Genomic DNA, 21564 nt, shown 5'->3' on the forward strand with positions numbered 1-21564 from the left:
TTATTGACCGCGCGCGGAAGGAACGGCGTCGCTGCCGAGTTGGCCGTGCAGGGCCACCCAGCCGTCTTGCTCCGCCCACACGCCCAGCTTGATGAACGGCGCGTACGCCGCCGCCACTTCTTCGGCCTGGCGTGCCAGCACGCCCGACAGAATCAGCGCACCACCCGGGGCGACCCGGCCAGCAAGCATCGGCGCCATCAGTTTGAGCGGGCTCGAGAGAATATTGGCGACCACGATGTCGAAGCGGCCGCTGGCATGCTGGGCCTTGCTGGAGCTGGCAAAGCTGTCCGGCAGGTAGTAGTCGATCACGCAATCGTTGCGTTCGGCATTGGCGCGTGCCGATTCAATGGCCTGGGGATCGATATCGACCCCGGCGACGTCGCCGGCGCCCATTTTTTTGGCCACCATGGCCAGGATGCCGGAGCCGCAACCGTAGTCAAGCACGGTCTTGCCGGGCGCCGGATGCGCTTCCAGCCATTCCATGCACAGACGGGTGGTCGGGTGGCTGCCGGTGCCAAAAGCGAGGCCGGGATCGAGTTCAAGGATCAGGGCGTCCGGGTCCGGCGCTTCGTGCCAGCTTGGAACCACCCAGATGTTCTTGCCAATGTGGATGGGCGCGAACTGGGATTGCGTCAGGCGCACCCAGTCTTCGTCGGCCACATTGCGCACGGCAAAGGCAGGTGCCTGGGCCAGACCAATGGCCGCCGCCGCTTCCGCGACGATGGCGTTCTGGTCAGCGTCGACATCGGTCAGCGCTACCACGCGGCTGTGTTCCCACGCCGCTTCGGTCGGTTCCATGCCAGGTTCGCCAAACAGCGGCTTTTCCTGCTCGGTGCCTTCGTCGGCATCCTCGACGGAGACGGACAGGGCGCCCGCTTCCATCAAGGCGTCCGACAGGGCCTCGGCATGTTCCCGTGCGATTTCGATGACGACTTCAGTCCAACTCATGCTTCTGCCTTGCTTTCCGATTTGTTGCCGATGGCGCCAGCCTTGGGCAAGTCCGGCTTGTCCGCCAGCTTTTGCTCGAGGTAATGGATGTTGGTACCGCCTTCAATGAAGCGGGCGTCGACCATCAGTTCGCGATGCAGCGGGATATTCGTCAGGATACCCTCAACCACCATTTCCGACAGCGCGATCTGCATGCGGCGAATGGCCTGCTCGCGCGTGGCGCCGTAGGCAATGACCTTGCCGATCATCGAATCGTAGTGCGGTGGCACGTAGTAGCCGGCATAGGCATGCGAGTCAACGCGGATGCCAGGGCCGCCCGGTGCGTGCCAGGACACGATGCGTCCTGGCGACGGGGTGAACTTGAACGGGTCTTCGGCATTGATCCGGCATTCCACGGCGTGACCGGAGAGCATGATGTCGCGCTGACGGAAACGCAGTTTTTCGCCGTAGGCGATGCGGATCTGTTCTTGCACGATATCGATGCCGGTAATCATTTCGGTGACCGGGTGTTCGACCTGCACGCGCGTGTTCATTTCAATGAAATAGAACTCGCCGTTTTCGTACAGGAATTCGAAGGTGCCGGCGCCGCGGTAGCCGATCTTGCGGCAGGCTTCGGCGCAGCGGTCGCCAATCTTTTCAATCAGCTTGCGCGGGATGCCGGGCGCTGGCGCTTCTTCGATCACTTTCTGGTGGCGGCGCTGCATCGAGCAATCGCGCTCGCCCAGCCAGACCGCGTTCTTGTGTTCGTCGGCGAGGATCTGGATTTCCACGTGGCGTGGATTTTCCAGGTACTTCTCCATATACACTTCCGGATTGCCAAAGGCAGTGCCGGCTTCGGTCTTGGTCATCGCCACGGCATTGAGCAGGGCCGCTTCGGTGTGCACCACGCGCATGCCGCGTCCACCGCCGCCACCGGCGGCCTTGATGATGACGGGATAGCCGACCTTGCGGGCCGTGGTGATGATTTCTTTCGGGTCTTCCGGCAGCGCGCCTTCGGAGCCTGGCACGCAGGGCACGCCGGCGCGGATCATGGCTTGCTTGGCCGAGACCTTGTCGCCCATCAGGCGGATCGATTCCGAGCGCGGGCCAATGAAGACGAAGCCGGATTTTTCCACGCGTTCGGCGAAGTCGGCGTTTTCCGACAGGAAGCCGTAACCGGGGTGGATTGCTTCGGCATCCGTCACTTCCGCCGCACTAATAATAGCGGGCATGTTCAGGTAGCTGAGCGTGGACTGGGCCGGACCGATGCAGACCGACTCGTCGGCCAGCTTGACGTATTTGGCGTCCTTGTCCGCTTCCGAGTGGACCACCACCGTCTTGATGCCCATTTCGCGGCAGGCGCGCTGAATACGCAGCGCGATCTCGCCCCGATTGGCAATAAGGATTTTTTCAAACATGGCGCGATCAGCCAATCACAAACAGCGGTTGACCGAATTCGACCGGCTGGCCGTTTTCAACCAGGACCTTGGTCACGACACCGGCAACGTCGGAATCGATTTCGTTGAGCAGCTTCATCGCTTCGATGATGCAAAGGGTGTCGCCTTCCTTGATCGTGGCGCCAACTTCCACGAACGCCGGCGATCCTGGGGCGGACGAGCGGTAGAAGGTACCGACCATCGGCGACTTCACGATGTGGCCGGTTGGCTCGGCGGCGACGGCGGCAACCGGCGCAGCGGCGGCAGGGGCGGGCGCGTGCGACGGTGCATAGTGCTGCTGCATGCCTTGCGGCTGCATCATCACCATTTGATTCTGCGGGATTGCGGACGACTTGACGATGCGTACTTTGCTCTCGCCTTCAGTCACTTCAAGTTCAGCGATGTCCGATTCGGCGACGAGGTCGATCAGCGTCTTGAGTTTTCGTAAATCCATGTGAAACCCCTTGGAATTATTTTGATTTTAAGAGTATGCGGCCGGCTCGGATAAAAGCGTAACCGCGCAATTGCTTGAAGATGCCAGGAGATTAGCGCTTTTTGAGCGCGAAGTCGATGGCAAAACGATATCCATCAGTGCCGAGCCCGCAAATGGTGCCCTTGGCAATGGCGGAGAGGTAGGAATGGTGGCGAAACGCTTCCCGTTGGTAAATATTGGAGATATGTACCTCAACGAAAGGGATCGCCACGCCTGCCAGGGCGTCGCGCAAGGCGACGCTGGTATGGGTCAAGCCCCCCGGGTTGATGACGATGGCGTCCACGCCTTCCTCACGGGCAGCGTGGATGCGGTCAATCAGGGCGCCTTCGTGGTTACTCTGGAAACATGCAATGCTCGCTCCCGCTGCCGCAGCCTGGGCTGCAGCGGCGTTTTCGATGTCGGCCAGGGTCTCCTTGCCGTACACCTCAGGCTCGCGGGTGCCCAGCAGATTCAGGTTGGGACCGTTGAGCAGCAAGAGCTTTTTTGCCATGTTGGAGAAACCCATTGTCGCGAAAGTCACGCATTTTGCCGCCAACAACCGGCATTGGCAAGGGAAAAAAATTGCACGAGCGGTCAGAAAGCCGTCACAAAGTACTAGCTATTAACAGTCTGTCAGGGCTGGAGCTTGTTCAGATCAGCCTGCAATTCGTCGAATTTGAGTTTGCCCAGATAGGTTTTGACGACTTTGCCGTCCGCGCCGATCAGCACGGTGTAAGGCAGGCCGCCAGCGCTGTTGCCAAACTTGCGCGCCAGCTCCGTGCCCGACAGGCCGGCCACATAAAGCGGGTAATTGATCTTCAGGCGGGTCGCAAATTCGGCGATGTTGGACGGCGAATCGATGCCGATGCCAATCACGTTGATGTTGCGGGCGGCGCTGGCGGTGGCCAGCTGGTCCAGTTCCGGCATCTCGGCCACGCAGGGCGCGCACCAGGGTGCCCAAAAATTAACCACCAGCGGCTTGCCCTTCCAGCGACCCAGGGCATGGCTGGCGCCGCTGGCATCGTTCATGGACTGGCCGAACAGTTCTTCGACCGGTCCGGCCGCCACCGCCGGCGGCGGGGTCGTCACGACAGGCGCCGGAACATTGCGGCGCGCGGCCACATAGGCGCCGATGGCAGCAAACAGCAGCGCGAAGCCGACATAAGTAAGTACTTCTTTTCTGGTCATGCTGGGTCCTGGTGGGGAGAAGGTGGGTTGTTCTGTTGTTCGTCTTGCATCAGGGCGCGCAGCCCGGCCGCGTCGACCCGCTGCGGCCGGCCATCCGGGCGGGCCTTGAGCGCGCCGCGCAAGTCGTGCAGTTCATACAGCTCGGCATGCACGCCTTCCTTGTGCCACAGGAAGCTGACGGTTTCGACCGGGTCGTGGCGGGGGCCCTTGAAGTGCGGCGTTTCCGAGATGTCGATGTCGACGTTTTTGCCAAGCAGGAAAATTTGCACTTCCTTGGCGCTGTCGGCAAACAGTTGCAGATGGATGTCGTCATGCTCGCCGGCCGTGCCATTGAGGACCGGCCCAGTTAAATACGGCTGGAACGCGGCCAGCGCATCCATCACTTGCAGGGCAATGGTGCGCAGGCGCTGCAGCCGGGCTGGCTGGCTGTCGCCCTGGAACAAGGCCTGATAGCGGCGCACTTCTTCTTCCACTTCGGCGTTGTCGGGCAGCAGATTGGCGGCCGGCAGGGCATTGCCCAGCACCTGGCTGGCAGCCTTGCGCTTGGCTGCGCCGTACTCGGCGCCGTCCTGTGCCACCAGGCGCGCGGCCACGGCAGCGATCTGGGCGCGCAACTGCTGCAGCTCGTCGGATTGGTTCGGCATCATGACCGAGATATTACTCTGGAATCGAAAATGGCATGGCGTCGGGTAAAATCGCGTATTCATTCCTTTGCACCGGTTCAGTCATGCATATTCACATCCTTGGTATTTGCGGCACCTTCATGGGCGGTCTGGCGGTTCTGGCCAAGGAAGCCGGCCATAAAGTGACCGGCTGCGACGCCAATGTCTACCCGCCCATGAGCACCCAGCTGGAAGCCCAGGGCATCGAACTGATCCAGGGTTTCAGTGCCGACCAGACCCAGCTCGCGCCCGATCTGTACGTGATTGGCAACGTGGTCTCACGCGGCAACCCCTTGATTGAAGAAATTCTCAACCGCAGTCTGCCGTACGTGTCCGGTCCCCAGTGGATTGGCGAACACATTCTGCGTGACAAGTGGGTGCTCGCTGTGGCCGGCACCCATGGCAAGACCACCACCTCGGCCATGCTGGCCTGGATCCTGGAAGACGCCGGCTATGCGCCCGGCTTCCTGATTGGCGGCGTGCCCATGAATTTCGGCATATCGGCGCGCCTGTCAGGCGCCACCGAGTCCGACTTCTTCGTGATCGAAGCCGACGAATACGATACCGCCTTCTTCGACAAGCGCAGCAAGTTCGTCCATTACCACGCCAAAACCGCGGTGATGAACAACCTCGAATACGATCATGCTGACATCTTCCCCGATATCGGTGCCATCGAAACCCAGTTCCACCACCTGGTGCGCACCGTGCCCGGCATTGGCCGGCTGGTGGTCAATGGCGACGAGGCCTCGCTGGCGCGCGTGCTCAAGCGCGGTACCTGGAGCGAGCTGGAAACCTTCGGCAGCAGCGAGGGCGTGAGCTGGACCATGGTCGAGCACCCGGGCGGCAGCTTTGACGTCGTGTTCCAGGGCGAGACCGTGGGCACGGTGAATTGGAACCTGACGGGCCGCCATAACCGCAGCAATGCGCTGGCCGCGATTGCCGCCGCGCGCCACGTGGGCGTGCCGGCGGCCCAGGCCGCCGAGTCGCTGGCGCGCTTTGAAAACGTCAAGCGCCGCATGGAAGTGCGCGGCGTGGTGAACGGCATCACCGTGTACGACGACTTTGCGCACCACCCGACCGCGATTGCCACCACCGTCGGGGGCTTGCGCCAGAAGCTGGGCAGTGGCGCCGGGCGCATTCTGGCGGTGCTGGAACCGCGCTCGAACACCATGAAACTGGGCGCCATGAAAGATGCCTTGCCTGGCAGTCTGCGCGACGCCGACCTGGTGTTCGGCTTTGGCAGCCAGCAGGCGCTGGGCTGGAGCCTGGCGGACGCGCTCAAGCCGCTGGGCGACATTGCACACAGCTTTGATCAGATCGATTTCCTGGTCAAAGCCATCCTCGACGCCGCCCGTCCCGGCGACCATATCCTGGTGATGAGCAACGGCGGCTTTGGCGGCGTGCACCAGAAACTGCTGGAAGGATTGGCACCATGATCGTTTATCTGCACGGATTTCGTTCTTCGCCACGCTCGTTCAAGGCGCGCGTGGTGGCTGCCAGCATGAAGCAGCGTGGCATGGCTGCCGAGCTGCTGTGCCCGCAGTTGCCGGCCTCGCCCAAAGAGGCGATGGCGCTGGTGCAGACCCTGCTGGCCCCGTACAAGGCGCACCAGGTGGCCATCATCGGGTCCTCGCTGGGCGGTTACTACGCCACCTGGCTGGCCGAACAGATGGGCTGCCGCGCGGTCCTGCTCAACCCCGCCATCGTGCCCCTGCAAGACCTGGACCAGCACGTGGGCGTGACGACCGAATACCATTCCGACAAGCCGTTTGAATTCAAGCGCGAATACATTGACGAGCTGCGCGCGCTGGCAGTCGACCAGATCACGCGCCCCGAACGCTACTACCTGATTGCCGCCACTGGCGACGAAGTGCTCGATTACCGCGCCATGGTGCGCCACTATGCGGGCGCCGAGCAGCGCGTCATCGATGGCAGCGACCATGCCATTTCCGAGTTTCCGCAATATGTGGATGAAGTGCTGGCGTTCTGCCTGGCGGCGGACGCGCAGCAGTGAGGCTGGCAACGCTGCGCCAGGCCCTGTGGCACCGGCATGTCAACGCGATCGGCGCGCCGGCCGCGCTGCGCCCGTGGCTGACGGCGGGCGGCTCGCTGACGGCGCGTTTGTCCGCGCACAGCAGTGCATTCCGGGTGCAGCGCCTGCACCAGCGCACCGCCTTGTGCTTGGCCGACGAGGCCGCTGCTATCGGCATGGCGCGCCCGGGGCGGGTGTGGGAACGCGAAGTGCTGCTGCGCTGCGATGATGCGCCGGTGGTGTTTGCGCACACGGTGGTGCCGCTGTCGGCCACGGCCAGCGACTGGCCGCTGTTTAATGCGCTGGGCGAACGCTCGCTGGGCACGACCCTGTTTTACGACCCGCTGGTGTCGCGCGGGTCACTGGAATTTGCGCGCATTCGCGCCGGCCATCCCCTGATGCAGCGCGCCCGCGCGGCGCTCGGGGCCGATGGCGACACTGTCTTGTATGCGCGCCGCTGCCTGTACCGCCGGCGCCGCGGCGTGCTGCTGGTGACCGAGGTGTTTTTGCCTGCGGTACTGGCGTTGCGCCTGTCTCTACCGAATACCACGATCAATAATACAAAGTAAAACAATGAATCTATTTTTTGAAGAGTCCGGCGATTTCAAGGTCGGCAGCGTGCTGTCGCAGGCAGGCGAGGCCTATCAGGTCGAAATGCCCAGCGGCAAACGGACCAAGGTCAAGGTCAAGGATGTGCTGGTCCAGTACGAAAAGCCGGCGCCCCAGGACTTGCTGGACGCGGCCAAGGCGATTGCCGCCGATGTCGATTTCGAGTTTCTGTGGGAAGTGGCGGGCCAGGAAGAGTTCGGTTTCATGGATCTGGGCGCCGAGTATTTCGGCCACGCCCCGCTGGCCACTGAAGCGGCCGGCCTGATCCTGGCCCTGCATGGTGCGCCCATCTATTTCTATAAAAAAGGACGCGGCCGCTACAAGGCCGCGCCGGAAGCATCGCTGCGCGCGGCCCAGGCCGGGATTGAAAAGAAAAAGCAGCAGGGCTTGATTCAGGATGGCTACGTGGCCGAGCTGAAAGAAGGCAAGCTGCCAGCCGCGCTGGCGCCCCTGGTGCAGCAGTTGCTGTTCAAACCGGACAAGAACACCATTGAGTACAAGGCGCTGGACGCCGCGTGCAATGAATTGCACACCACGCCCCAGCGTTTGCTGCTGAGCGTGGGCGGGTTGGGCTCGCCCAAGGAACTGCACATGGCGCGCTTCCTGTTCGAGAACTTCCCGCGCGGCGCCGGTTTCCCCAGCGTGCCCGTGCCCGCCACGCCGTCCGGCTTGCCGCTGGCGGCCGTGGCCGCGTTCTCGATTGATGATGTGACCACCACGGAAATTGATGACGCGTTTTCGGTGGTCACCCTGGACGATGGCACGGTGCGGGTCGGCATTCACATTGCCGCGCCTGGCCTGGGCATCCGTCCCGACGACGCGGTCGACAAGATGGCGCGCGCGCGCATGTCCACTGTCTATATGCCGGGCGACAAGATCACCATGCTGCCCGATGAAATCGTCAACGCCTTCACTCTGGCCGAAGGCAAGACCTGCCCGGCCCTGTCGCTGTACGCCAACCTGGACCCGGCCGACTGGAGCGTCAAGTCGACCGAAACGCGCGCTGAAATGGTGCCCATCCAGAGCAATTTGCGCCACAACGACCTGGACGAACTGGTCAACGAAGAAACGCTGGCCAGCGGTGCCGGCGAATACCCGCACAAGGCCGAGCTGGCGCTGCTGTGGCAGTGGGCCCTGCAGCTGGAAGCAGGGCGCATGGTCAAGCGCGAAGCCTTTGGCCTGAAGCCGGAGCAGAACAACCGGGTCGACTTCAATTTCTACGTCGAAGACGATGTGGTGTCGGTGCTGCGGCGCAAGCGTGGCGCGCCACTCGACAAGATCGTGGCCGAGCTGATGATTTTTGCCAACAGCACCTGGGGCAAGCTGATGCACGATACCGGCGTGCCCGGGATCTACCGCTCGCAAGGCGCGGGCAGTGGCGCGGGCTGGGCTGCCAAGATGCAGGTGCGCATGGTCACCCATGCCGCGCCGCACCAGGGCCTGGGCGTGGATCAATATGCGTGGAGCACCTCGCCGCTGCGCCGGTATACCGACCTGGTCAACCAGTGGCAGATTCTGGCCTGCGCCGAGCACGGCGTAACGGCGCCCCTGGTGGCCCATTTCAAGCCGCGCGATGCCGGCTTGTTTGCCATTGTGTCGGCATTTGACGCCGCTTACGCGGCCTACAACGACCATCAGCAAAACATGGAACGCTACTGGTGCCTGCGCTGGCTTGGCCAGCAGGACCAGCGCCAGGTGGACGCGGTGTTACTCAAGGATGAAGTGCTGCGCCTGGTCGACATTCCCCTGATCGTGCGCCTGCCGGGCATGCCGGCAGTGGCGCGCGGCGCCCAGGTGCGGCTTGACATCCTGCGCTGGGACGAGCTCGATCTGACGATCGAAGCGCGTCTGCTGGAAGTGGCCAGTTCGCCGGAGATCAGCGCTGATGCTGACCTGGAGTACGAAGAAGAGGAGGCTGACAGCGGCCAGGCGGCGGTCGAGGAAGTGGTTGAGGCCGAGGGCCTGGTGGCCGTGGTGACCCCGGCGCCCGAGACCCCCTGAGTCCCCCGGGTGTTGCAAACTGCTACGCGGGACGGCCATTAGTATGTAGAATGGCCGTTCTTTGATTCAATAGATCCTTTCCGTTATCGCGTGAAGTACCTTAGCCAACTTACCCCGCTCAAGATTGCCGTCACCGGTTCCGTGTTGCTCCATGTAGTACTGTTGAGCTTCAAGTTTGCCGCGCCTGACAGTTTCAAGCTGAAACCGGTCGACCCTGGTCTCGAGGTCATCCTCGTTAACGCCAAGCACAAGAAGCCGCCGATCAAGGCCGATGCCCTGGCCCAGGCCAATCTGGATGGCGGCGGCATGGCCGAGGCCGGCCGCTCGCGTTCGCCGCTGCCGGACATGAAGCGCATGGAAACCGGTGAAACCGAAGTCGCCACCCAGCGCCGCATTGCCGAACTGGAAGAGGCCCAGCACAATCTGCTGACGCGCAGCCGCAAATCGAATTTCCAGGCGTCGGCCGTGACGGAAAAGGAAAAACCGGTACCCGAGGCAAGCGGACGCGACCTGCTGGAAAGCAGCAAGGCCATTGCCCGCGCCGCTGCCGAGATCGACCAGCGCATCGAGGACGAGAACAAGCGCCCGCGCAAGACCTTCATTTCGCCAAGCACGCGCGAAGTCGGTTACGCCATGTACTATAAAGAGATGTCCAAGCGGATCGAGGAAATCGGCACCCTGAATTTCCCGCAAAAAGATGGCCGCAAGATGTATGGCGAACTCATTCTTTACATCCCGATCTTCCAGGATGGCACGGTGTACCAGCGCGATGGCGGGATCCGCATCGAAAAAAGCTCGGGCAACGCCGACCTGGACAAGGCCGCCATCGCGATTGTGCGGCGCGCCGCCCCGTTCGGACGCTTCCCGGCCAAAATGCTCTCGACCGACAAGGACGACTTGTGGGTGATGGTGGCGGGCTTTAAATTCACGCGCCAGGAAACCCTGGAGACCGAGTTCCGGGGTAATCCATGAGCGATCGCTACTGCGTGATCGGCAATCCGGTTGCGCATAGCAAGTCGCCCCTGATTCACGCCGCGTTCGCGCTGCAAACCGGCCAGCAGCTGGTCTACGAACGCTGCCTGGCCCCGCTTGACGGCTTTGGCGCCACCGTGACTGCCCTGGTGGCGGCTGGCTGCAAGGGCGCCAATGTCACTGTCCCGTTCAAGCTCGAAGCGGCCACCCTGGCCAGCGCCCTGACGGCGCGCGCGCGCGCTGCAGGCGCCGTCAATACACTGCACTTTCTCGATGGCGAAATCGTCGGCGACAATACCGACGGCGCTGGCCTGGTGGCCGACATCGTGCGCAATGCGCTGTGCCCGCTGGCCGGCAAGCGCGTGCTGCTGCTGGGCGCAGGCGGCGCGGCGCGTGGCGCACTGCTGCCGCTGCTGGCCGAGCAGCCAGCCAGCCTGGTGATTGCCAATCGCACCGTGGCCAGTGCCCAGGCGCTGGCCACGGCTGCCGCCAGCGATGGCGCGCCGGTCTCGGCCAGCACGTTTGAGGCGCTGCACGGCCGGTTTGACGTGATCGTCAATGCCACCGCCGCCAGCCTGGCCGGCACAGTCCCGCCTGTGCCCGAGACCGTATTCGGTCCTGGCACGCTGGCGCTGGATATGATGTACGGCAATGAACCTACCCCCTTCATGGCCTTCGCTGGCGCCCATGGCGCTGTGACCCGCGACGGCCTGGGCATGCTGGTGGAGCAGGCGGCCGAAGCATTTTTTGTGTGGCGCGGCGTGCGCCCGCAGACGGGCGCCGTCTTGCAGCAGATGCGGAGCGCTGCATGAGCAAGGGCGGCAAGCGGCCGTGGATCAAGTGGCTGTTCCTGGGCCCCTTGCTCATTGTGACGCTGGTGCAGTTGTACTTCCTGTTGATGGTGTGCTGGTACAACTTCGTCAATCCGCGCATGACCAATATGATGAGCGACCAGCTGGCCGTGCTGCGCGAAAAGAATCCCAAGGCCACCTTGCAGCAGAAATGGGTGCCCTACGCTGCCATTTCGAACAACTTGAAGCGCGCCGTGATTGCCTCGGAAGACGCCAATTTTGCCGACCATGACGGGGTCGACTGGGAAGCGCTGCAAAAGGCCTACGAGCGCAACAACCGCAAGCACAAGGTGGTGGGCGGCGGTTCCACCATTACCCAGCAGCTGGCCAAGAATCTGTTCCTGTCCGGCTCGCGCAATTACATCCGCAAGGGCCAGGAATTGATCATTGCCTTCATGCTGGAAACGGTGATGAGCAAGGAACGCATCCTTGAAATTTATTTGAACGTGGTGGAATACGGACGCGGCACTTTTGGCGCCGAAGCGGCCGCCCGCCACTATTTCAATATCAGCGCGGCCAGCCTGAACGCCAGCCAGGCCGCGCGCCTGGCGGTGATGCTGCCCAACCCGCGCTATTACGACCGCCACCGCGATACCAATTATCTGGCGCGGCGCACGAATCTGATTGTCAGCCGCATGAATTCGGCCGAATTACCATGAACTTAACAATGAATTGTCGAAAGCCTGCCATGCGAAAGCGCCAACACGGTTTTACCAGCCTGAAAATGGTTTTTTTTGTATCTATCCTGGTGGCAGGCGTGGCCGTGGTCGGCCTGATGTCGATGCGCCATGAACGCAACCTGTTTGCCGAAGGGGCTGCCAAGGCCGGCAAGATGGTGGGCAGCAGCCGGGTGGCACCCGTGCTTGATGCGGCCCAGACTGCAGCCACGGGCGGCGATACCAAGATGCGCAAATGTGTCATCAATGGCAAGACCGTGATCTCCAACACCGATTGTGTTGACGCCAATCCGACCAGCAAGGACATCAAGATCCAGGTCACGCGCGGGGTGGAAGCGCCCAAGCTGCCCCCGCCGCCGCCCGAGGAAAACGACCCGCACAAGCGCATGCTTGACAAAATGATCGAAAAACAGTCGCTCTAGGACAAAATTGTTGTTTCGGGGTGGCCGCGCAAATTGCGAACGGGTACACTTGCGCTGTTTCGAATCCCGGCCGAGAAAAGCGCATGATCAACGTATTTGTCTTACAAAATGGCCGCCTCAACCAGGTTCCCATCGACAGCCGGGAAGACTTGGAAAATGTCGCGCCGGTCTGGGTTGACCTGACCGACCCGAACGACGACGAGCGGGCCTGGGTCAAGACCATCTACGGCGTGATTTTGCCCGGCGAAGACGAGGTCAAGGATATCGAAGCGTCGGCCCGCTACTACGAAGCGGAAAACGGCGACCTGCACCTGCGCACCGATTTTTTGCTGGAAGAAGACGACGGCCCCTCGCGCGTGGTGACGGTGGCCTTCATTCTGGCCAAGAAAATGCTGTTCTCGGTCCATACCGACGACTTGCCCGTATTCCGCCTGGTGCGCATGCGCGCCCGCTCGCGCCCCGGCTCGATTGCCGACTACATGGACGTGCTGCTGGACCTGTACGCCACCGACGCCGAGTACTCGGCCGATGCGCTGGAAGGCATTTACCAGGACCTGGAAGAAGTCAGTGGCCGGGTTCTGCAGAAAGAATTTACCGACCAGGACGCGGCAGCCGCGCTGAACGCGATCGCGCGCGAGGAAGATTTGAACGGCCGCATCCGGCGCAACATGATGGACACCCGGCGCGCCGTCAGCTTCCTGATGCGCGGCCGCCTGCTCAATGCCGAGCAGTTCGAAGAAGCGCGCCAGATCTTGCGCGACATCGAATCGCTGGACGGCCACACTTCCTTCCTGTTCGATAAAATCAACTTCCTGATGGACGCCACGGTCGGTTTCATCAACATTAACCAGAACAAGATCATCAAGATGTTCTCGGTGGCTTCGGTCGCCTTCCTGCCGCCGACCCTGATCGCCAGCTGGTACGGCATGAACTTCAAGATGATCCCCGAGCTCGACTGGGCACTGGGCTACCCGATGGCGCTGGGGCTGATGCTGGTATCGGCCGTAGCGCCGCTGGTGTACTTCCGCCGGCGCGGCTGGCTCAATTAAATCTGCGGCGCCGCTGTCACCGCTTGGCCATGGCGGCGGCACGCGCTGCCTTGCCTGCTTTTTGCAATGCGCCTGCGTGCGGGGATTTTCAATGAAAGCACTGCTCCTGCTTGTTTTGTCTCTGTCGCACGGCGCGGTGTTGGCCGATGCCTTCCGCGGTCAACGCAATGCGCCTGTGTACAGCGCCGACAAGACGGTCAAGGTGGTGGCGGCAAGCAGCGGCGGCAGCAGGGCGATCAAGCGTGGCAAGGTGCTATGGTCGATCAAGGAACAGGTCCGTTACGGCTATGTGAGCGACGATGGGCATTATTTCGCGGCCCTTTACGACGGCGCCAACCTGATTCCGCAGAACCCGCCCAACGATCTTGTCCTGGCGCGCTTCTTCCGTGACGGCAGGCAAATCAAGGCGGTTCAGCTGCCCGAGGTCATCCAGTCGAAGTCGCAACTCGAGCTGACCGCATCGCACGCGTACTGGGGCGATGCGCTGGGTTTCACGGCACCGGCTACCTTCACGCTGCGGCGGGTTGACCGCAAGCTGTTCCACTTCGATTTGCGCAGATACGAATGACATTCCAGGCGACCGACACTGGTGCGCATGGCGATACGCGCAACACCGACGCCCCGTACTGGCATGACGGCAGGCTGGTGAGCATGACCGTGGGCGCCAGCGGCGCCATCGATGTGCAATGCGAACTGTATCCGACCGACCAGGCCCAGGCGCGCGTGCCGGTGACGCTGTCCTGCCTTGGTGTGACATCGATGACATGTTCGCTGGATTTCCTGGCCCTGCTGGACCATGCAAGGGCGGGCAATATCATCAATGGGCGTTTGGAAACGCGCCCGCGACGCGCGGTCCTGAAGCTGTTTTTTGCTGACGGTTACCTGGATGTCCGCGCCCGAACGATCATCGTGGGGACCTCGGAAAAACAATGAGCTTAACGCTGCAACAATATGGCGTCGTGCCTGTTATTCAGATGCAGGGCGATGAAGAGGAAGATACGCGCTTGCTGCGCGCCTTGCTGGAAGACGCGACCGGTTTCATGTCCGGTTTTCGCTGGTGCAAAGCGATTCGGTCGCGCCATTTTGGCATGGGTGTCGGTGGCCTGTTCGCCGTATTCCTGTTTGAAATTGAAAACGCTGCCGATCCCGGCGATGCCCTGCTATGGGTGATCAGCGGCGATCTTCCGCCCGCCTACCTGGTGCTGGAAGGCGGCAGCACGGACCCGGCACAGGCGCTGGCAACTTATGTGGACTTGATGCAGGCCTGGGCCGACGCAGCCGGGCAAGGTGCGTCGGTGGCCGACCTGATCCCCGTGAACGTGGCGCCCACGCAGGACAATGCGCGGGCCTTGGGCAGCCGCCTGGCCTATCTGCGCGAACACTTTCTCGCCGCGTAAGCGGGGCGGGCGCGATGCGACAACGACGTCAGATTCTCGCTGGAATACTAGGCTTGCTGACACACCGGCTGGCGCTGGCCGGCGGTGCGCACCGTTCATTCCATCACGCCAACTTGCGCAGTCTGCCAGACAAATTGCGCCGGCAGCAGATCGGTCGTCTGGAGATCCTGTGGATGGATCCGCAGGCTGGCTCGCGCAATGCAATTACACCGGCTGTCCTGGAGCGGCTTTTTTTCCGCAAACTGGTGTTGCAACAATTTGAGCGCGATCCACGGGCACTGACCCTGGCCGACGCCCTTGCTGCGACCGAACTGAGCGCATTTGATCTTGCGGCGGAGGACGATGTGCGCTGGGCGCTGAAATTCTACCCGCGCGGCGCGGCGCGCCCGATTTTGTCCATTTACCTGGCCGGCGACGGCCGCACTGGCAGCATTGGCCATGTCCGCTACTCGTTCAATCGGCCCTTGCTGGACTGGCTCGAGCAATCTGCGCAGGGCGGGCAGCGCCGGCGTGCCAGTCAAAAGAATGCTAAATGAGCAATCGGGCGGCCCTGCTTTGCTTGAACAAACTGCACGCATAACGGCCTTGCAACTGTCTTGCAAGGCCGCTATTGGCTATTTCAAACGAGCAAACACACGGCGCGCGGCAGCGATCGTTTCTTCGATCACGGCGTCGTCGTGCTGGGCCGACACGAACCCTGCCTCGAAGGCGGCCGGGGCAAAGTACACCCCTTCGTCCAGCATGCCGTGGAAGAAGGCATTGAAGCGGGTTTTGTCGCCGGCCATCATTTCGGCGTAACTGGTCGGTACTTGTTCACTGAAGTAGATACCGAACATGCCGCCGACCGCGTCGGCGCAGAAGGTCACGCCCGCTTCCTTGGCGGCGGCGGCCAGGCCAGTGGCCAGCTTGGCCGTCTGCGCGCTTAGCTGTTCATAGAAACCAGGCTGCTGGATCAGGCCCAGCGTGGTCATGCCGGCAGCCACCGCCACCGGGTTGCCGGACAGGGTGCCAGCCTGGTAGACCGCGCCCACCGGCGCCATGTGCTGCATCAGCTCGGCCCGGCCACCAAAGGCCGCCACCGGCATGCCGCCGCCAATGACTTTGCCCAGCGCGGTCAGGTCGGGCACGATGTCGTACAGCGCCTGGGCGCCACTGAGGCCGACGCGGAAGCCGCACATGACTTCGTCGAAAATGAGCACCGCGCCGTGCTGGGTGCACAGGGCGCGCATGGCGCGCAGGAATTCCGGCGTGGCTTTGATGAGATTCATATTGCCAGCCACCGGTTCCACGATCACGCAGGCAATGGTGTCGCCCATGGAGGCAAAGGCGTCTTCCAGCTGGGCCACATTGTTATAGTCCAGCACCAGGGTGTGCTTGACGAAGTCTTCCGGCACGCCGGCCGAGGTGGGGTTGCCGAAGGTGAGCAAGCCGCTGCCAGCCTTGACCAGCAGGGAGTCGGCGTGGCCGTGGTAGCAGCCTTCGAACTTGATGATCTTGTCGCGTCCGGTGGCGCCACGCGCCAGGCGCAGCGCGCTCATGGTCGCTTCGGTGCCCGACGAGACCAGGCGCACTTGCTCGATCGACGGCACCAGACGGCAAATTTCTTCGGCCATCAGCACTTCGCCTTCGGTCGGGGCGCCAAACGACAGGCCGCGCGCGGCCGCGTCCTGCACCGCCTTGACCACGGCCGGGTGGGCGTGGCCGACAATGGCCGGGCCCCAGGAACCGATGTAATCAATGTAGCGCTTGCCGTCCGCATCCCAGAAGTAGGGGCCTTCGGCGCGCGTGATGAAGCGCGGCGTGCCGCCCACCGATTTGAAGGCGCGCACGGGCGAATTGACACCGCCCGGGGTGGTGATCTGGGCGCGCGTAAACAGGCTGTCGTTGCGGGAGATTTCAGAATTGCTCATGATGCGGTTCCGTGGAAAGTGTGGCCGAAAAATTTGTTGGGGACCAGCTTGCCCATGCCAAAACGCTGGGCGTGGGCCAGGGCGCCGGCCGTGAACGCCTGGGCGCTGGCTACCGCGTCTTCGGGGGCGGCGCCTTGTGCCAGGTAAGCGGCGAGGGCGCCGGACATGGTGCTGCCGGCACCAACGAAGGGGCCGGCCAGATGCTGCCAGTCGTAGGTGGCGACAATGCCGTCGGCGTCGTACAGGGTGTTGGAGCGGCGCGCGCTGGCGCCGCTGCCGGCCGCGCCAGTGCAGGTGAGCAGCACCAGTTCGCAGCCCATGCCGGTCAGCTCGGCCACGTCGGCGTCAACCATGTCGGCCCCGCCTTCGCGCCAGGTTTCAGCCATGCGCGCCAGTTCCACCTGGGACAGCAGCAGCACCGTGCTTTGCGGGACCAGAATCTGGCGCAGGGCCATCAGCATGTCGTCGTCGGCCAGGCCGGAATCGGGCAGCCTGGACAGGAAAGGGTCGAGGATCAGGGGCACATCCGGGTAGTCGGACACGATTTCAGCAATCGCGCTGGCTTGCTCGATACTGGTCAGGGTGCCCACCTTGAAGGCGGCCACGGTCATGTCTTCGAGCAGCAGACGGGCCTGGTCGACCAGCCAGTCGGCATCGATTTCCTGGCTGTCTTCGACGCGTGCGCTGTCGCCAATTAACAATCCGGTGGTCACCGACAAGCCATGGCAGCCCAGGGCGGCAAACGCGGCCAGGTCGGACTGGATGCCCGACGCGCCGAGCGGATCGGAGACACCAAAGGTCAGAATAAGAGGGGAAACAGGGGGAGAAGTTTGGTTTTGCACGGCCGGTCGATTAAGATACCTGATTCGGCATTTTACTAGATACAAGGACCCCCAACGTGAGCAGCAATGAAACCAGCGGTGCCCCGCAAGCCCCGTTTTTGACCTGGATGTGCCTGATTTGCGGCTGGGTCTACGAAGAAGCGGCCGGTTTGCCCGACGAAGGCATCGCCCCCGGTACCCGCTGGCAAGATGTGCCGATGAACTGGACTTGCCCCGAATGTGGCGCCCGCAAGGATGACTTCGAGATGACAGTTATCTAATTGGAACGCGGCGTTTTTAATACATTAGTTGAACGAATGCAACAGATATCGCACAAGGGGCTTGCCCTATGGTATCGTTCATCCTTACGCCAGGTAAACTGAATATGACAATGACGACCCAACCGACAGTCTTGAAAATCATGGTCATCGATGACAGCAGCACGATTCGCCGCTCTGCCGAGATTTTTCTCACGCAGGCAGGTTACCAGGTCGTGCTGGCCGACGATGGCTTCGACGCCTTAGCCAAGATCAATGACCATCATCCGTCGCTGGTCTTTTGCGACATCTTGATGCCGCGTCTGGACGGGTACCAGACCTGCGCCCTGATCAAGAAGAGTGCCAAGTTTCACACGACGCCGGTGGTGATGCTGTCGTCCAAGGACGGGCTGTTCGACCGGGCGCGCGGCGCCATGGTCGGCTCCTCGGCTTACCTGACCAAACCGTTTAGTAAAGATAGTCTGCTGGCCGCCGTGCGTGAGCACACAGCAGAAGCGATGTCCAAATAATCCAGGAGAGCCACGTGGCCATTACCAAAATTCTTATCGTCGACGACTCCCCTACCGAGCGTTACTACTTGACCGACATTCTGGTCAAAAACGGTTTTACCGTCACCACCGCCGAAAATGGCGAAGAAGCCTTCCTCAAGATCAAGGCGGAAAAACCGCACCTGATCCTGATGGACGTGGTCATGCCCGGCGCCAATGGCTTCCAGGTGACCCGCTCGATCGCCAAGGACCCGGACCTGGCGGACGTGCCCATCATCATTTGCAGCAGCAAGAACCAGGAAACCGACCGCGTCTGGGGTCTGCGCCAGGGTGCGCGCGATTACCTGGTCAAGCCAGTCGATCCGGAACTGCTGCTGGCGAAAATCGCCGCACTGAACGTTTGATGCCATGAGCGCCGCTGTCAAATCTGCGCCCGAGACGACGGTCACCTCCGATGGAGCTGGCCGTCGTACCCGTTTGCGCCAATACCAGGTGCAGCTGCTCGAACGCATGCAGGCGGCGCGTAACAACGCCGGGGCACGCGTCAACCAGCTGGGAGTGATGATCGGGGGCGAACGCTTCCTGCTCGACCTGACCCAGGTGGGTGAAATTGTCCCGGTGCCGTCCATCACGGTGGTACCGCTGACCCAGCCCTGGTATCTGGGGCTGGCCAATATTCGCGGTAACTTGATCAGCGTGATCGACCTGGGCCGCTATTCACAGAATACGGACACCCCGGCTGGTTCGGACAGCCGGATTATTACTTTTGCCAACGGCCTCGGTTTCAACTGCGGTTTGCTGGTCTCGCGCGTGTACGGCTTGCGTCATGCAGCCGGCATGGAGGTTTCTGGTGACCGGCTGCGCGACGCCGACGCCAATGAGTGGGCGCCGCTGGACCTCGCTGCGCTGGTGAGCGATGCACGGTTTTTGCACATCGGATTTTAAACCACGATAAAAGTGGTCATTGATACCTTAGGGATTGGGAGCTGTAATGGGATTTGCTTGGAAAAGTTCGTTGGGCTTTGGCCCAAAGGGCGGTGACGATAGTTTGGGCGTGCTGGCTGCCCCCGACACCGAATTTGGTCCAGAGTTGACCGAAGTGATCGGCGAGCCGCCGAAGCACGAGGAAGCGGCGCATGCGCCGCTGCTCGACATTGGCGGACCGGGTACCGAGTCGGCGCCGGAAGAGAGCGCCAGCCCGCTGGGCCTGGGTTCGCTGATGGGCGCAGGCAAGGGCGGCAACGTCGTTCCTGACGACGCCGGCGGCGAGATGGAGTTGCCGTTCATTGGCCACCTGTCGCTGCCACGCCAGCTGCGTATCCTGTTCATGGTATTCGGTGTGGGCATCCTGGTGACCGTGTTTGCCCTGTGGCGCAACGCGGCAAACAATGCCACGTCGTCCGACCAGACCCAGATTGCATCGGATGCACTGATGCACTCCCAGCGTATCGGTAAAGCGGCGCCTAACGCGATTCAGGGTAACGTGGAAGCGTTCACCCAGCTCGAAGAGAGCCGTGCCTTGCTGAACAAGGACTTGAATCTGCTGATGCGCGGCGGCGAATTCTCTGGCTCGGTCATCCCATCGCCACCGGCGAGCATGACCAAGATGCTGGTCAATGCAAAAACCAAGTGGACCAGCACCGACAACGCCGCTGGCACCATCTTGAAAATGAAGCCGGAACTGACGGGCTTTGAAAAGACCCTGAAGCAGCTCGATACCCTGTCGCCAGAACTGCTGTCGATGACGGAAGAACTGCTGAACCAGAAAGTGCAAAAAGGCGCGACCCCGCGTGAACTGGCTGCCATCGGCCGTCTGACCATGCTGACCCAGCGTCTGTCGCGCAGCGCCTCGGAATTCCTGACCTCGGGCGGTATTCGTCCGGAAACCGCGTTCCAGCTGGGCCGCGATACCACCACCTTCCGCACCACGATTGAAGGCTTCCTGAGCGGCAACGACACGATGCAGTTGAATGCCGTGAAAGACCCGGAACTGCGCGAACTGCTGACCGAAATCAAGAACAAGTTTGACACCTACCAGAAGCTGGTCACCTCGATTCTGGACAACCTGCCAAAATTCACGGCCGCCAAGGGCGCCGAACTGTCGATTTTCTATGAAAACGAAGAAGTTAAAAAGCTGCTGACCACCGTGCAAACCACCTTCCGCGAAGAGCAGGATTCGGCTGGTGTGTGGTTCTGGCTGATGGCCCTGTCGGCCCTGTTCACCGCCCTGGTCGGTGCAAGTATCGCAAAAGTCATGCTGCAAGATTCCCGTACCCGCGCCCGCGCTGCGGAAGGCCGTCGTCAGGAAGCAGATGCAATGCGTCAACTGGCGCAAACCAAGGAAGAAGAAGCGAAAGCCACCAACGACCAGAATCAGGCCGCTATTTTGCGCCTGATGAACGAACTGCAAGAAGTGGCGGACGGTGACTTGACCGTGCACGCAACGGTGTCGGAAGACATCACCGGCGCGATTGCCGACTCGGTGAACTACACGGTGGAAGAGTTGCGCGGTCTGGTAGAGCGCGTCACCACCACGGCCGAGCAGGTAACGTCGGCGTCGACCAACGCACAAAACATTTCGACCGACCTGCTGGCAGCAACCGAACAACAGTCGCGCGAGATTCAGGATGCGTCCGAGACGGTTCTGAAGATGGCAAGCGAAATTACCGATGTGTCGAAGTCAGCCAACGAGTCCGCAGAAGTTGCGCGCCAGTCGGTGGCGGCGGCGCACCAGGGTTCGACCGCGGTGGAAAACGCGATCAAGGGTATGCACGAAATTCGCGAGCAGATCCAGGAAACCTCGAAACGAATCAAGCGACTGGGTGAATCGTCCCAGGAGATTGGTGAAATTACCGAACTGATTTCCGACATTACCGAACAGACCAACGTACTGGCGCTGAACGCGGCAATTCAGGCTGCATCGGCTGGTGAAGCAGGTCGCGGCTTCTCGGTGGTTGCGGAAGAGGTGCAGCGCCTGGCGGAACGTTCGGCTGGCGCGGCAAAACAGATCGGCGCGCTGGTGCGTACCATTCAGACCGATACCCACGATGCCGTGGCCGCTATGGAAAAATCGACCCAGGGTGTGGTTGAGGGTGCCAAGCTGTCCGATGCTGCGGGTGCCGCACTGAACGAAATTTCGCGCGTGTCGAACCGACTGGCGGAACTGATTCAGGGTATTTCCTTCGCAACGGAACTGCAGGCAACGTCCGCTAACGGCGTCGCACACAACATTCAGCACATCTTGTCGGTCACCGAGAGCACGCAGGACGGTACGCAGCAGACGGCGAGCTCGATTCGTCAGCTGACCTTGCTGGCACAAGAACTGAAGAACTCGGTGTCGCGATTCCGCGTGGTTGCCTAAGGTCGAGGCCG

Annotated in this window: 26 protein-coding genes; 18 read left to right on the plus strand and 8 right to left on the minus strand. The window is 61.8% G+C overall.

From position 1 onward, the window contains the following. The 6 genes from prmA to BUC24_RS00430 form a co-directional block, all read right to left on the minus strand. Entirely contained in the window at positions 1–948 is a 948-nt protein-coding gene (gene prmA, locus BUC24_RS00405; RefSeq protein WP_073212128.1) for a 50S ribosomal protein L11 methyltransferase, read from the minus strand. Next, a complete protein-coding gene (gene accC, locus BUC24_RS00410) occupies positions 945–2345 on the minus strand; it encodes an acetyl-CoA carboxylase biotin carboxylase subunit (RefSeq protein ID WP_073212129.1) in 1401 nt (466 codons plus the stop codon). Before accC ends, prmA begins: the two co-directional genes overlap by 4 nt. A 7-nt stretch (positions 2346–2352) precedes the next feature. Then, positions 2353–2817: an acetyl-CoA carboxylase biotin carboxyl carrier protein gene (accB, locus tag BUC24_RS00415; RefSeq protein WP_073212130.1), complete on the minus strand. Its 465-nt coding sequence runs from the start codon at positions 2815–2817 to the stop codon at positions 2353–2355. Positions 2818–2908: 91 nt separating this feature from the next. Then, the gene (gene aroQ / locus BUC24_RS00420; protein ID WP_073214548.1) at positions 2909–3346 is read right to left on the minus strand and encodes a type II 3-dehydroquinate dehydratase; all 438 of its coding nucleotides are present in this window, start codon (positions 3344–3346) and stop codon (positions 2909–2911) included. A gap of 122 nt (positions 3347–3468) precedes the next feature. Next, positions 3469–4023 carry a TlpA family protein disulfide reductase gene (locus tag BUC24_RS00425; RefSeq protein ID WP_073212131.1) on the minus strand — a complete coding sequence of 185 codons (555 nt, stop codon included), beginning with the start codon at positions 4021–4023 and terminating at the stop codon, positions 3469–3471. Continuing rightward, positions 4020–4670 carry a hypothetical protein gene (locus BUC24_RS00430; protein WP_073212132.1) on the minus strand — a complete coding sequence of 217 codons (651 nt, stop codon included), beginning with the start codon at positions 4668–4670 and terminating at the stop codon, positions 4020–4022. The genes BUC24_RS00425 and BUC24_RS00430 overlap by 4 nt, the downstream gene beginning before the upstream one ends. 80 nt (positions 4671–4750) lie before the next feature. Between BUC24_RS00430 and mpl the strand changes: the two genes are divergently transcribed. From mpl to BUC24_RS00495, 13 genes are all read left to right on the plus strand, one after another. Beyond that, positions 4751–6121: a UDP-N-acetylmuramate:L-alanyl-gamma-D-glutamyl-meso-diaminopimelate ligase gene (gene mpl / locus BUC24_RS00435; RefSeq protein WP_073212133.1), complete on the plus strand. Its 1371-nt coding sequence runs from the start codon at positions 4751–4753 to the stop codon at positions 6119–6121. Then, positions 6118–6699 (plus strand): YqiA/YcfP family alpha/beta fold hydrolase, encoded by a 582-nt coding sequence (locus BUC24_RS00440; RefSeq protein ID WP_073212134.1) that lies wholly within the window; start codon positions 6118–6120, stop codon positions 6697–6699. The genes mpl and BUC24_RS00440 overlap by 4 nt, the downstream gene beginning before the upstream one ends. Continuing rightward, on the plus strand, positions 6696–7286 hold the full coding sequence (locus BUC24_RS00445; RefSeq protein WP_073212135.1) for a chorismate--pyruvate lyase family protein: 591 nt from the start codon (positions 6696–6698) through the stop codon (positions 7284–7286). The genes BUC24_RS00440 and BUC24_RS00445 overlap by 4 nt, the downstream gene beginning before the upstream one ends. Positions 7287–7290: 4 nt before the next feature. Beyond that, positions 7291–9327 carry a ribonuclease catalytic domain-containing protein gene (locus tag BUC24_RS00450; RefSeq protein WP_073212136.1) on the plus strand — a complete coding sequence of 679 codons (2037 nt, stop codon included), beginning with the start codon at positions 7291–7293 and terminating at the stop codon, positions 9325–9327. 90 nt (positions 9328–9417) lie between these two features. Then, the gene (locus tag BUC24_RS00455) at positions 9418–10299 is read left to right on the plus strand and encodes a TonB C-terminal domain-containing protein (RefSeq protein ID WP_073212137.1); all 882 of its coding nucleotides are present in this window, start codon (positions 9418–9420) and stop codon (positions 10297–10299) included. Continuing rightward, entirely contained in the window at positions 10296–11111 is an 816-nt protein-coding gene (gene aroE / locus BUC24_RS00460; protein WP_073212138.1) for a shikimate dehydrogenase, read from the plus strand. Before BUC24_RS00455 ends, aroE begins: the two co-directional genes overlap by 4 nt. Beyond that, positions 11108–11809 carry a monofunctional biosynthetic peptidoglycan transglycosylase gene (gene mtgA, locus BUC24_RS00465; protein WP_073212139.1) on the plus strand — a complete coding sequence of 234 codons (702 nt, stop codon included), beginning with the start codon at positions 11108–11110 and terminating at the stop codon, positions 11807–11809. Before aroE ends, mtgA begins: the two co-directional genes overlap by 4 nt. Before the next feature lie 29 nt (positions 11810–11838). Then, positions 11839–12249 carry a hypothetical protein gene (locus BUC24_RS00470; protein WP_083598614.1) on the plus strand — a complete coding sequence of 137 codons (411 nt, stop codon included), beginning with the start codon at positions 11839–11841 and terminating at the stop codon, positions 12247–12249. Between the two features lie 83 nt (positions 12250–12332). Continuing rightward, positions 12333–13298 carry a magnesium/cobalt transporter CorA gene (gene corA, locus BUC24_RS00475; RefSeq protein WP_073212140.1) on the plus strand — a complete coding sequence of 322 codons (966 nt, stop codon included), beginning with the start codon at positions 12333–12335 and terminating at the stop codon, positions 13296–13298. Between the two features lie 91 nt (positions 13299–13389). Then, positions 13390–13866, plus strand: a complete 477-nt coding sequence (locus BUC24_RS00480; protein WP_073212141.1) for a hypothetical protein — start codon at positions 13390–13392, stop codon at positions 13864–13866. Next, positions 13863–14231 (plus strand): hypothetical protein, encoded by a 369-nt coding sequence (locus BUC24_RS00485; protein WP_073212142.1) that lies wholly within the window; start codon positions 13863–13865, stop codon positions 14229–14231. The genes BUC24_RS00480 and BUC24_RS00485 overlap by 4 nt, the downstream gene beginning before the upstream one ends. Further along, positions 14228–14695, plus strand: a complete 468-nt coding sequence (locus BUC24_RS00490) for a hypothetical protein (RefSeq protein ID WP_073212143.1) — start codon at positions 14228–14230, stop codon at positions 14693–14695. The genes BUC24_RS00485 and BUC24_RS00490 overlap by 4 nt, the downstream gene beginning before the upstream one ends. A 53-nt stretch (positions 14696–14748) precedes the next feature. Beyond that, a complete protein-coding gene (locus BUC24_RS00495) occupies positions 14749–15231 on the plus strand; it encodes a hypothetical protein (protein WP_073212144.1) in 483 nt (160 codons plus the stop codon). Positions 15232–15309: 78 nt separating this feature from the next. On the opposite strand, the gene hemL is transcribed toward BUC24_RS00495, so the two are convergent. Together hemL and BUC24_RS00505 are read right to left on the minus strand one after the other, a co-directional pair. Continuing rightward, a complete protein-coding gene (hemL, locus tag BUC24_RS00500) occupies positions 15310–16605 on the minus strand; it encodes a glutamate-1-semialdehyde 2,1-aminomutase (RefSeq protein WP_073212145.1) in 1296 nt (431 codons plus the stop codon). Then, positions 16602–17447, minus strand: coding sequence for a bifunctional hydroxymethylpyrimidine kinase/phosphomethylpyrimidine kinase (locus BUC24_RS00505; RefSeq protein WP_073212146.1), 846 nt, complete (start codon positions 17445–17447; stop codon positions 16602–16604). The genes hemL and BUC24_RS00505 overlap by 4 nt, the downstream gene beginning before the upstream one ends. Before the next feature lie 56 nt (positions 17448–17503). Here BUC24_RS00505 and BUC24_RS00510 point away from each other — a divergent pair, with 56 nt between their 5' ends. From BUC24_RS00510 to BUC24_RS00530, 5 genes are all read left to right on the plus strand, one after another. Then, complete coding sequence (locus BUC24_RS00510; RefSeq protein ID WP_373887963.1) at positions 17504–17707, plus strand: rubredoxin; 204 nt, start codon at positions 17504–17506, stop codon at positions 17705–17707. A gap of 104 nt (positions 17708–17811) precedes the next feature. Continuing rightward, entirely contained in the window at positions 17812–18213 is a 402-nt protein-coding gene (locus tag BUC24_RS00515) for a response regulator (protein ID WP_073214556.1), read from the plus strand. 14 nt (positions 18214–18227) lie between these two features. Next, the gene (locus BUC24_RS00520; protein ID WP_018059706.1) at positions 18228–18596 is read left to right on the plus strand and encodes a response regulator transcription factor; all 369 of its coding nucleotides are present in this window, start codon (positions 18228–18230) and stop codon (positions 18594–18596) included. Between the two features lie 4 nt (positions 18597–18600). Further along, positions 18601–19137, plus strand: coding sequence for a chemotaxis protein CheW (locus BUC24_RS00525; RefSeq protein ID WP_073212147.1), 537 nt, complete (start codon positions 18601–18603; stop codon positions 19135–19137). A 46-nt stretch (positions 19138–19183) separates the two neighbouring features. After that, positions 19184–21553, plus strand: a complete 2370-nt coding sequence (locus tag BUC24_RS00530) for a methyl-accepting chemotaxis protein (protein ID WP_073212148.1) — start codon at positions 19184–19186, stop codon at positions 21551–21553. Positions 21554–21564: the final 11 nt, after the last annotated feature.

This window comes from Massilia sp. CF038 (assembly GCF_900129765.1).
GTDB lineage: Bacteria > Pseudomonadota > Gammaproteobacteria > Burkholderiales > Burkholderiaceae_D > Telluria_A.

Bases quoted from the DNA above. Each gene is read 5' to 3' on its own strand.
- prmA (WP_073212128.1), bottom strand. From the start codon at position 948: ATGAGTTGGACTGAAGTCGTCATCGAAATCGCACGGGAACATGCCGAG.
- accC (WP_073212129.1), bottom strand. From the start codon at position 2,345: ATGTTTGAAAAAATCCTTATTGCCAATCGGGGCGAGATCGCGCTGCGT.
- accB (WP_073212130.1), bottom strand. From the start codon at position 2,817: ATGGATTTACGAAAACTCAAGACGCTGATCGACCTCGTCGCCGAATCG.
- aroQ (WP_073214548.1), bottom strand. From the start codon at position 3,346: ATGGCAAAAAAGCTCTTGCTGCTCAACGGTCCCAACCTGAATCTGCTG.
- BUC24_RS00425 (WP_073212131.1), bottom strand. From the start codon at position 4,023: ATGACCAGAAAAGAAGTACTTACTTATGTCGGCTTCGCGCTGCTGTTT.
- BUC24_RS00430 (WP_073212132.1), bottom strand. From the start codon at position 4,670: ATGATGCCGAACCAATCCGACGAGCTGCAGCAGTTGCGCGCCCAGATC.
- mpl (WP_073212133.1), top strand. From the start codon at position 4,751: ATGCATATTCACATCCTTGGTATTTGCGGCACCTTCATGGGCGGTCTG.
- BUC24_RS00440 (WP_073212134.1), top strand. From the start codon at position 6,118: ATGATCGTTTATCTGCACGGATTTCGTTCTTCGCCACGCTCGTTCAAG.
- BUC24_RS00450 (WP_073212136.1), top strand. From the start codon at position 7,291: ATGAATCTATTTTTTGAAGAGTCCGGCGATTTCAAGGTCGGCAGCGTG.
- aroE (WP_073212138.1), top strand. From the start codon at position 10,296: ATGAGCGATCGCTACTGCGTGATCGGCAATCCGGTTGCGCATAGCAAG.
- mtgA (WP_073212139.1), top strand. From the start codon at position 11,108: ATGAGCAAGGGCGGCAAGCGGCCGTGGATCAAGTGGCTGTTCCTGGGC.
- BUC24_RS00470 (WP_083598614.1), top strand. From the start codon at position 11,839: ATGCGAAAGCGCCAACACGGTTTTACCAGCCTGAAAATGGTTTTTTTT.
- corA (WP_073212140.1), top strand. From the start codon at position 12,333: ATGATCAACGTATTTGTCTTACAAAATGGCCGCCTCAACCAGGTTCCC.
- BUC24_RS00480 (WP_073212141.1), top strand. From the start codon at position 13,390: ATGAAAGCACTGCTCCTGCTTGTTTTGTCTCTGTCGCACGGCGCGGTG.
- BUC24_RS00485 (WP_073212142.1), top strand. From the start codon at position 13,863: ATGACATTCCAGGCGACCGACACTGGTGCGCATGGCGATACGCGCAAC.
- BUC24_RS00490 (WP_073212143.1), top strand. From the start codon at position 14,228: ATGAGCTTAACGCTGCAACAATATGGCGTCGTGCCTGTTATTCAGATG.
- hemL (WP_073212145.1), bottom strand. From the start codon at position 16,605: ATGAGCAATTCTGAAATCTCCCGCAACGACAGCCTGTTTACGCGCGCC.
- BUC24_RS00515 (WP_073214556.1), top strand. From the start codon at position 17,812: ATGACAATGACGACCCAACCGACAGTCTTGAAAATCATGGTCATCGAT.
- BUC24_RS00525 (WP_073212147.1), top strand. From the start codon at position 18,601: ATGAGCGCCGCTGTCAAATCTGCGCCCGAGACGACGGTCACCTCCGAT.
- BUC24_RS00530 (WP_073212148.1), top strand. From the start codon at position 19,184: ATGGGATTTGCTTGGAAAAGTTCGTTGGGCTTTGGCCCAAAGGGCGGT.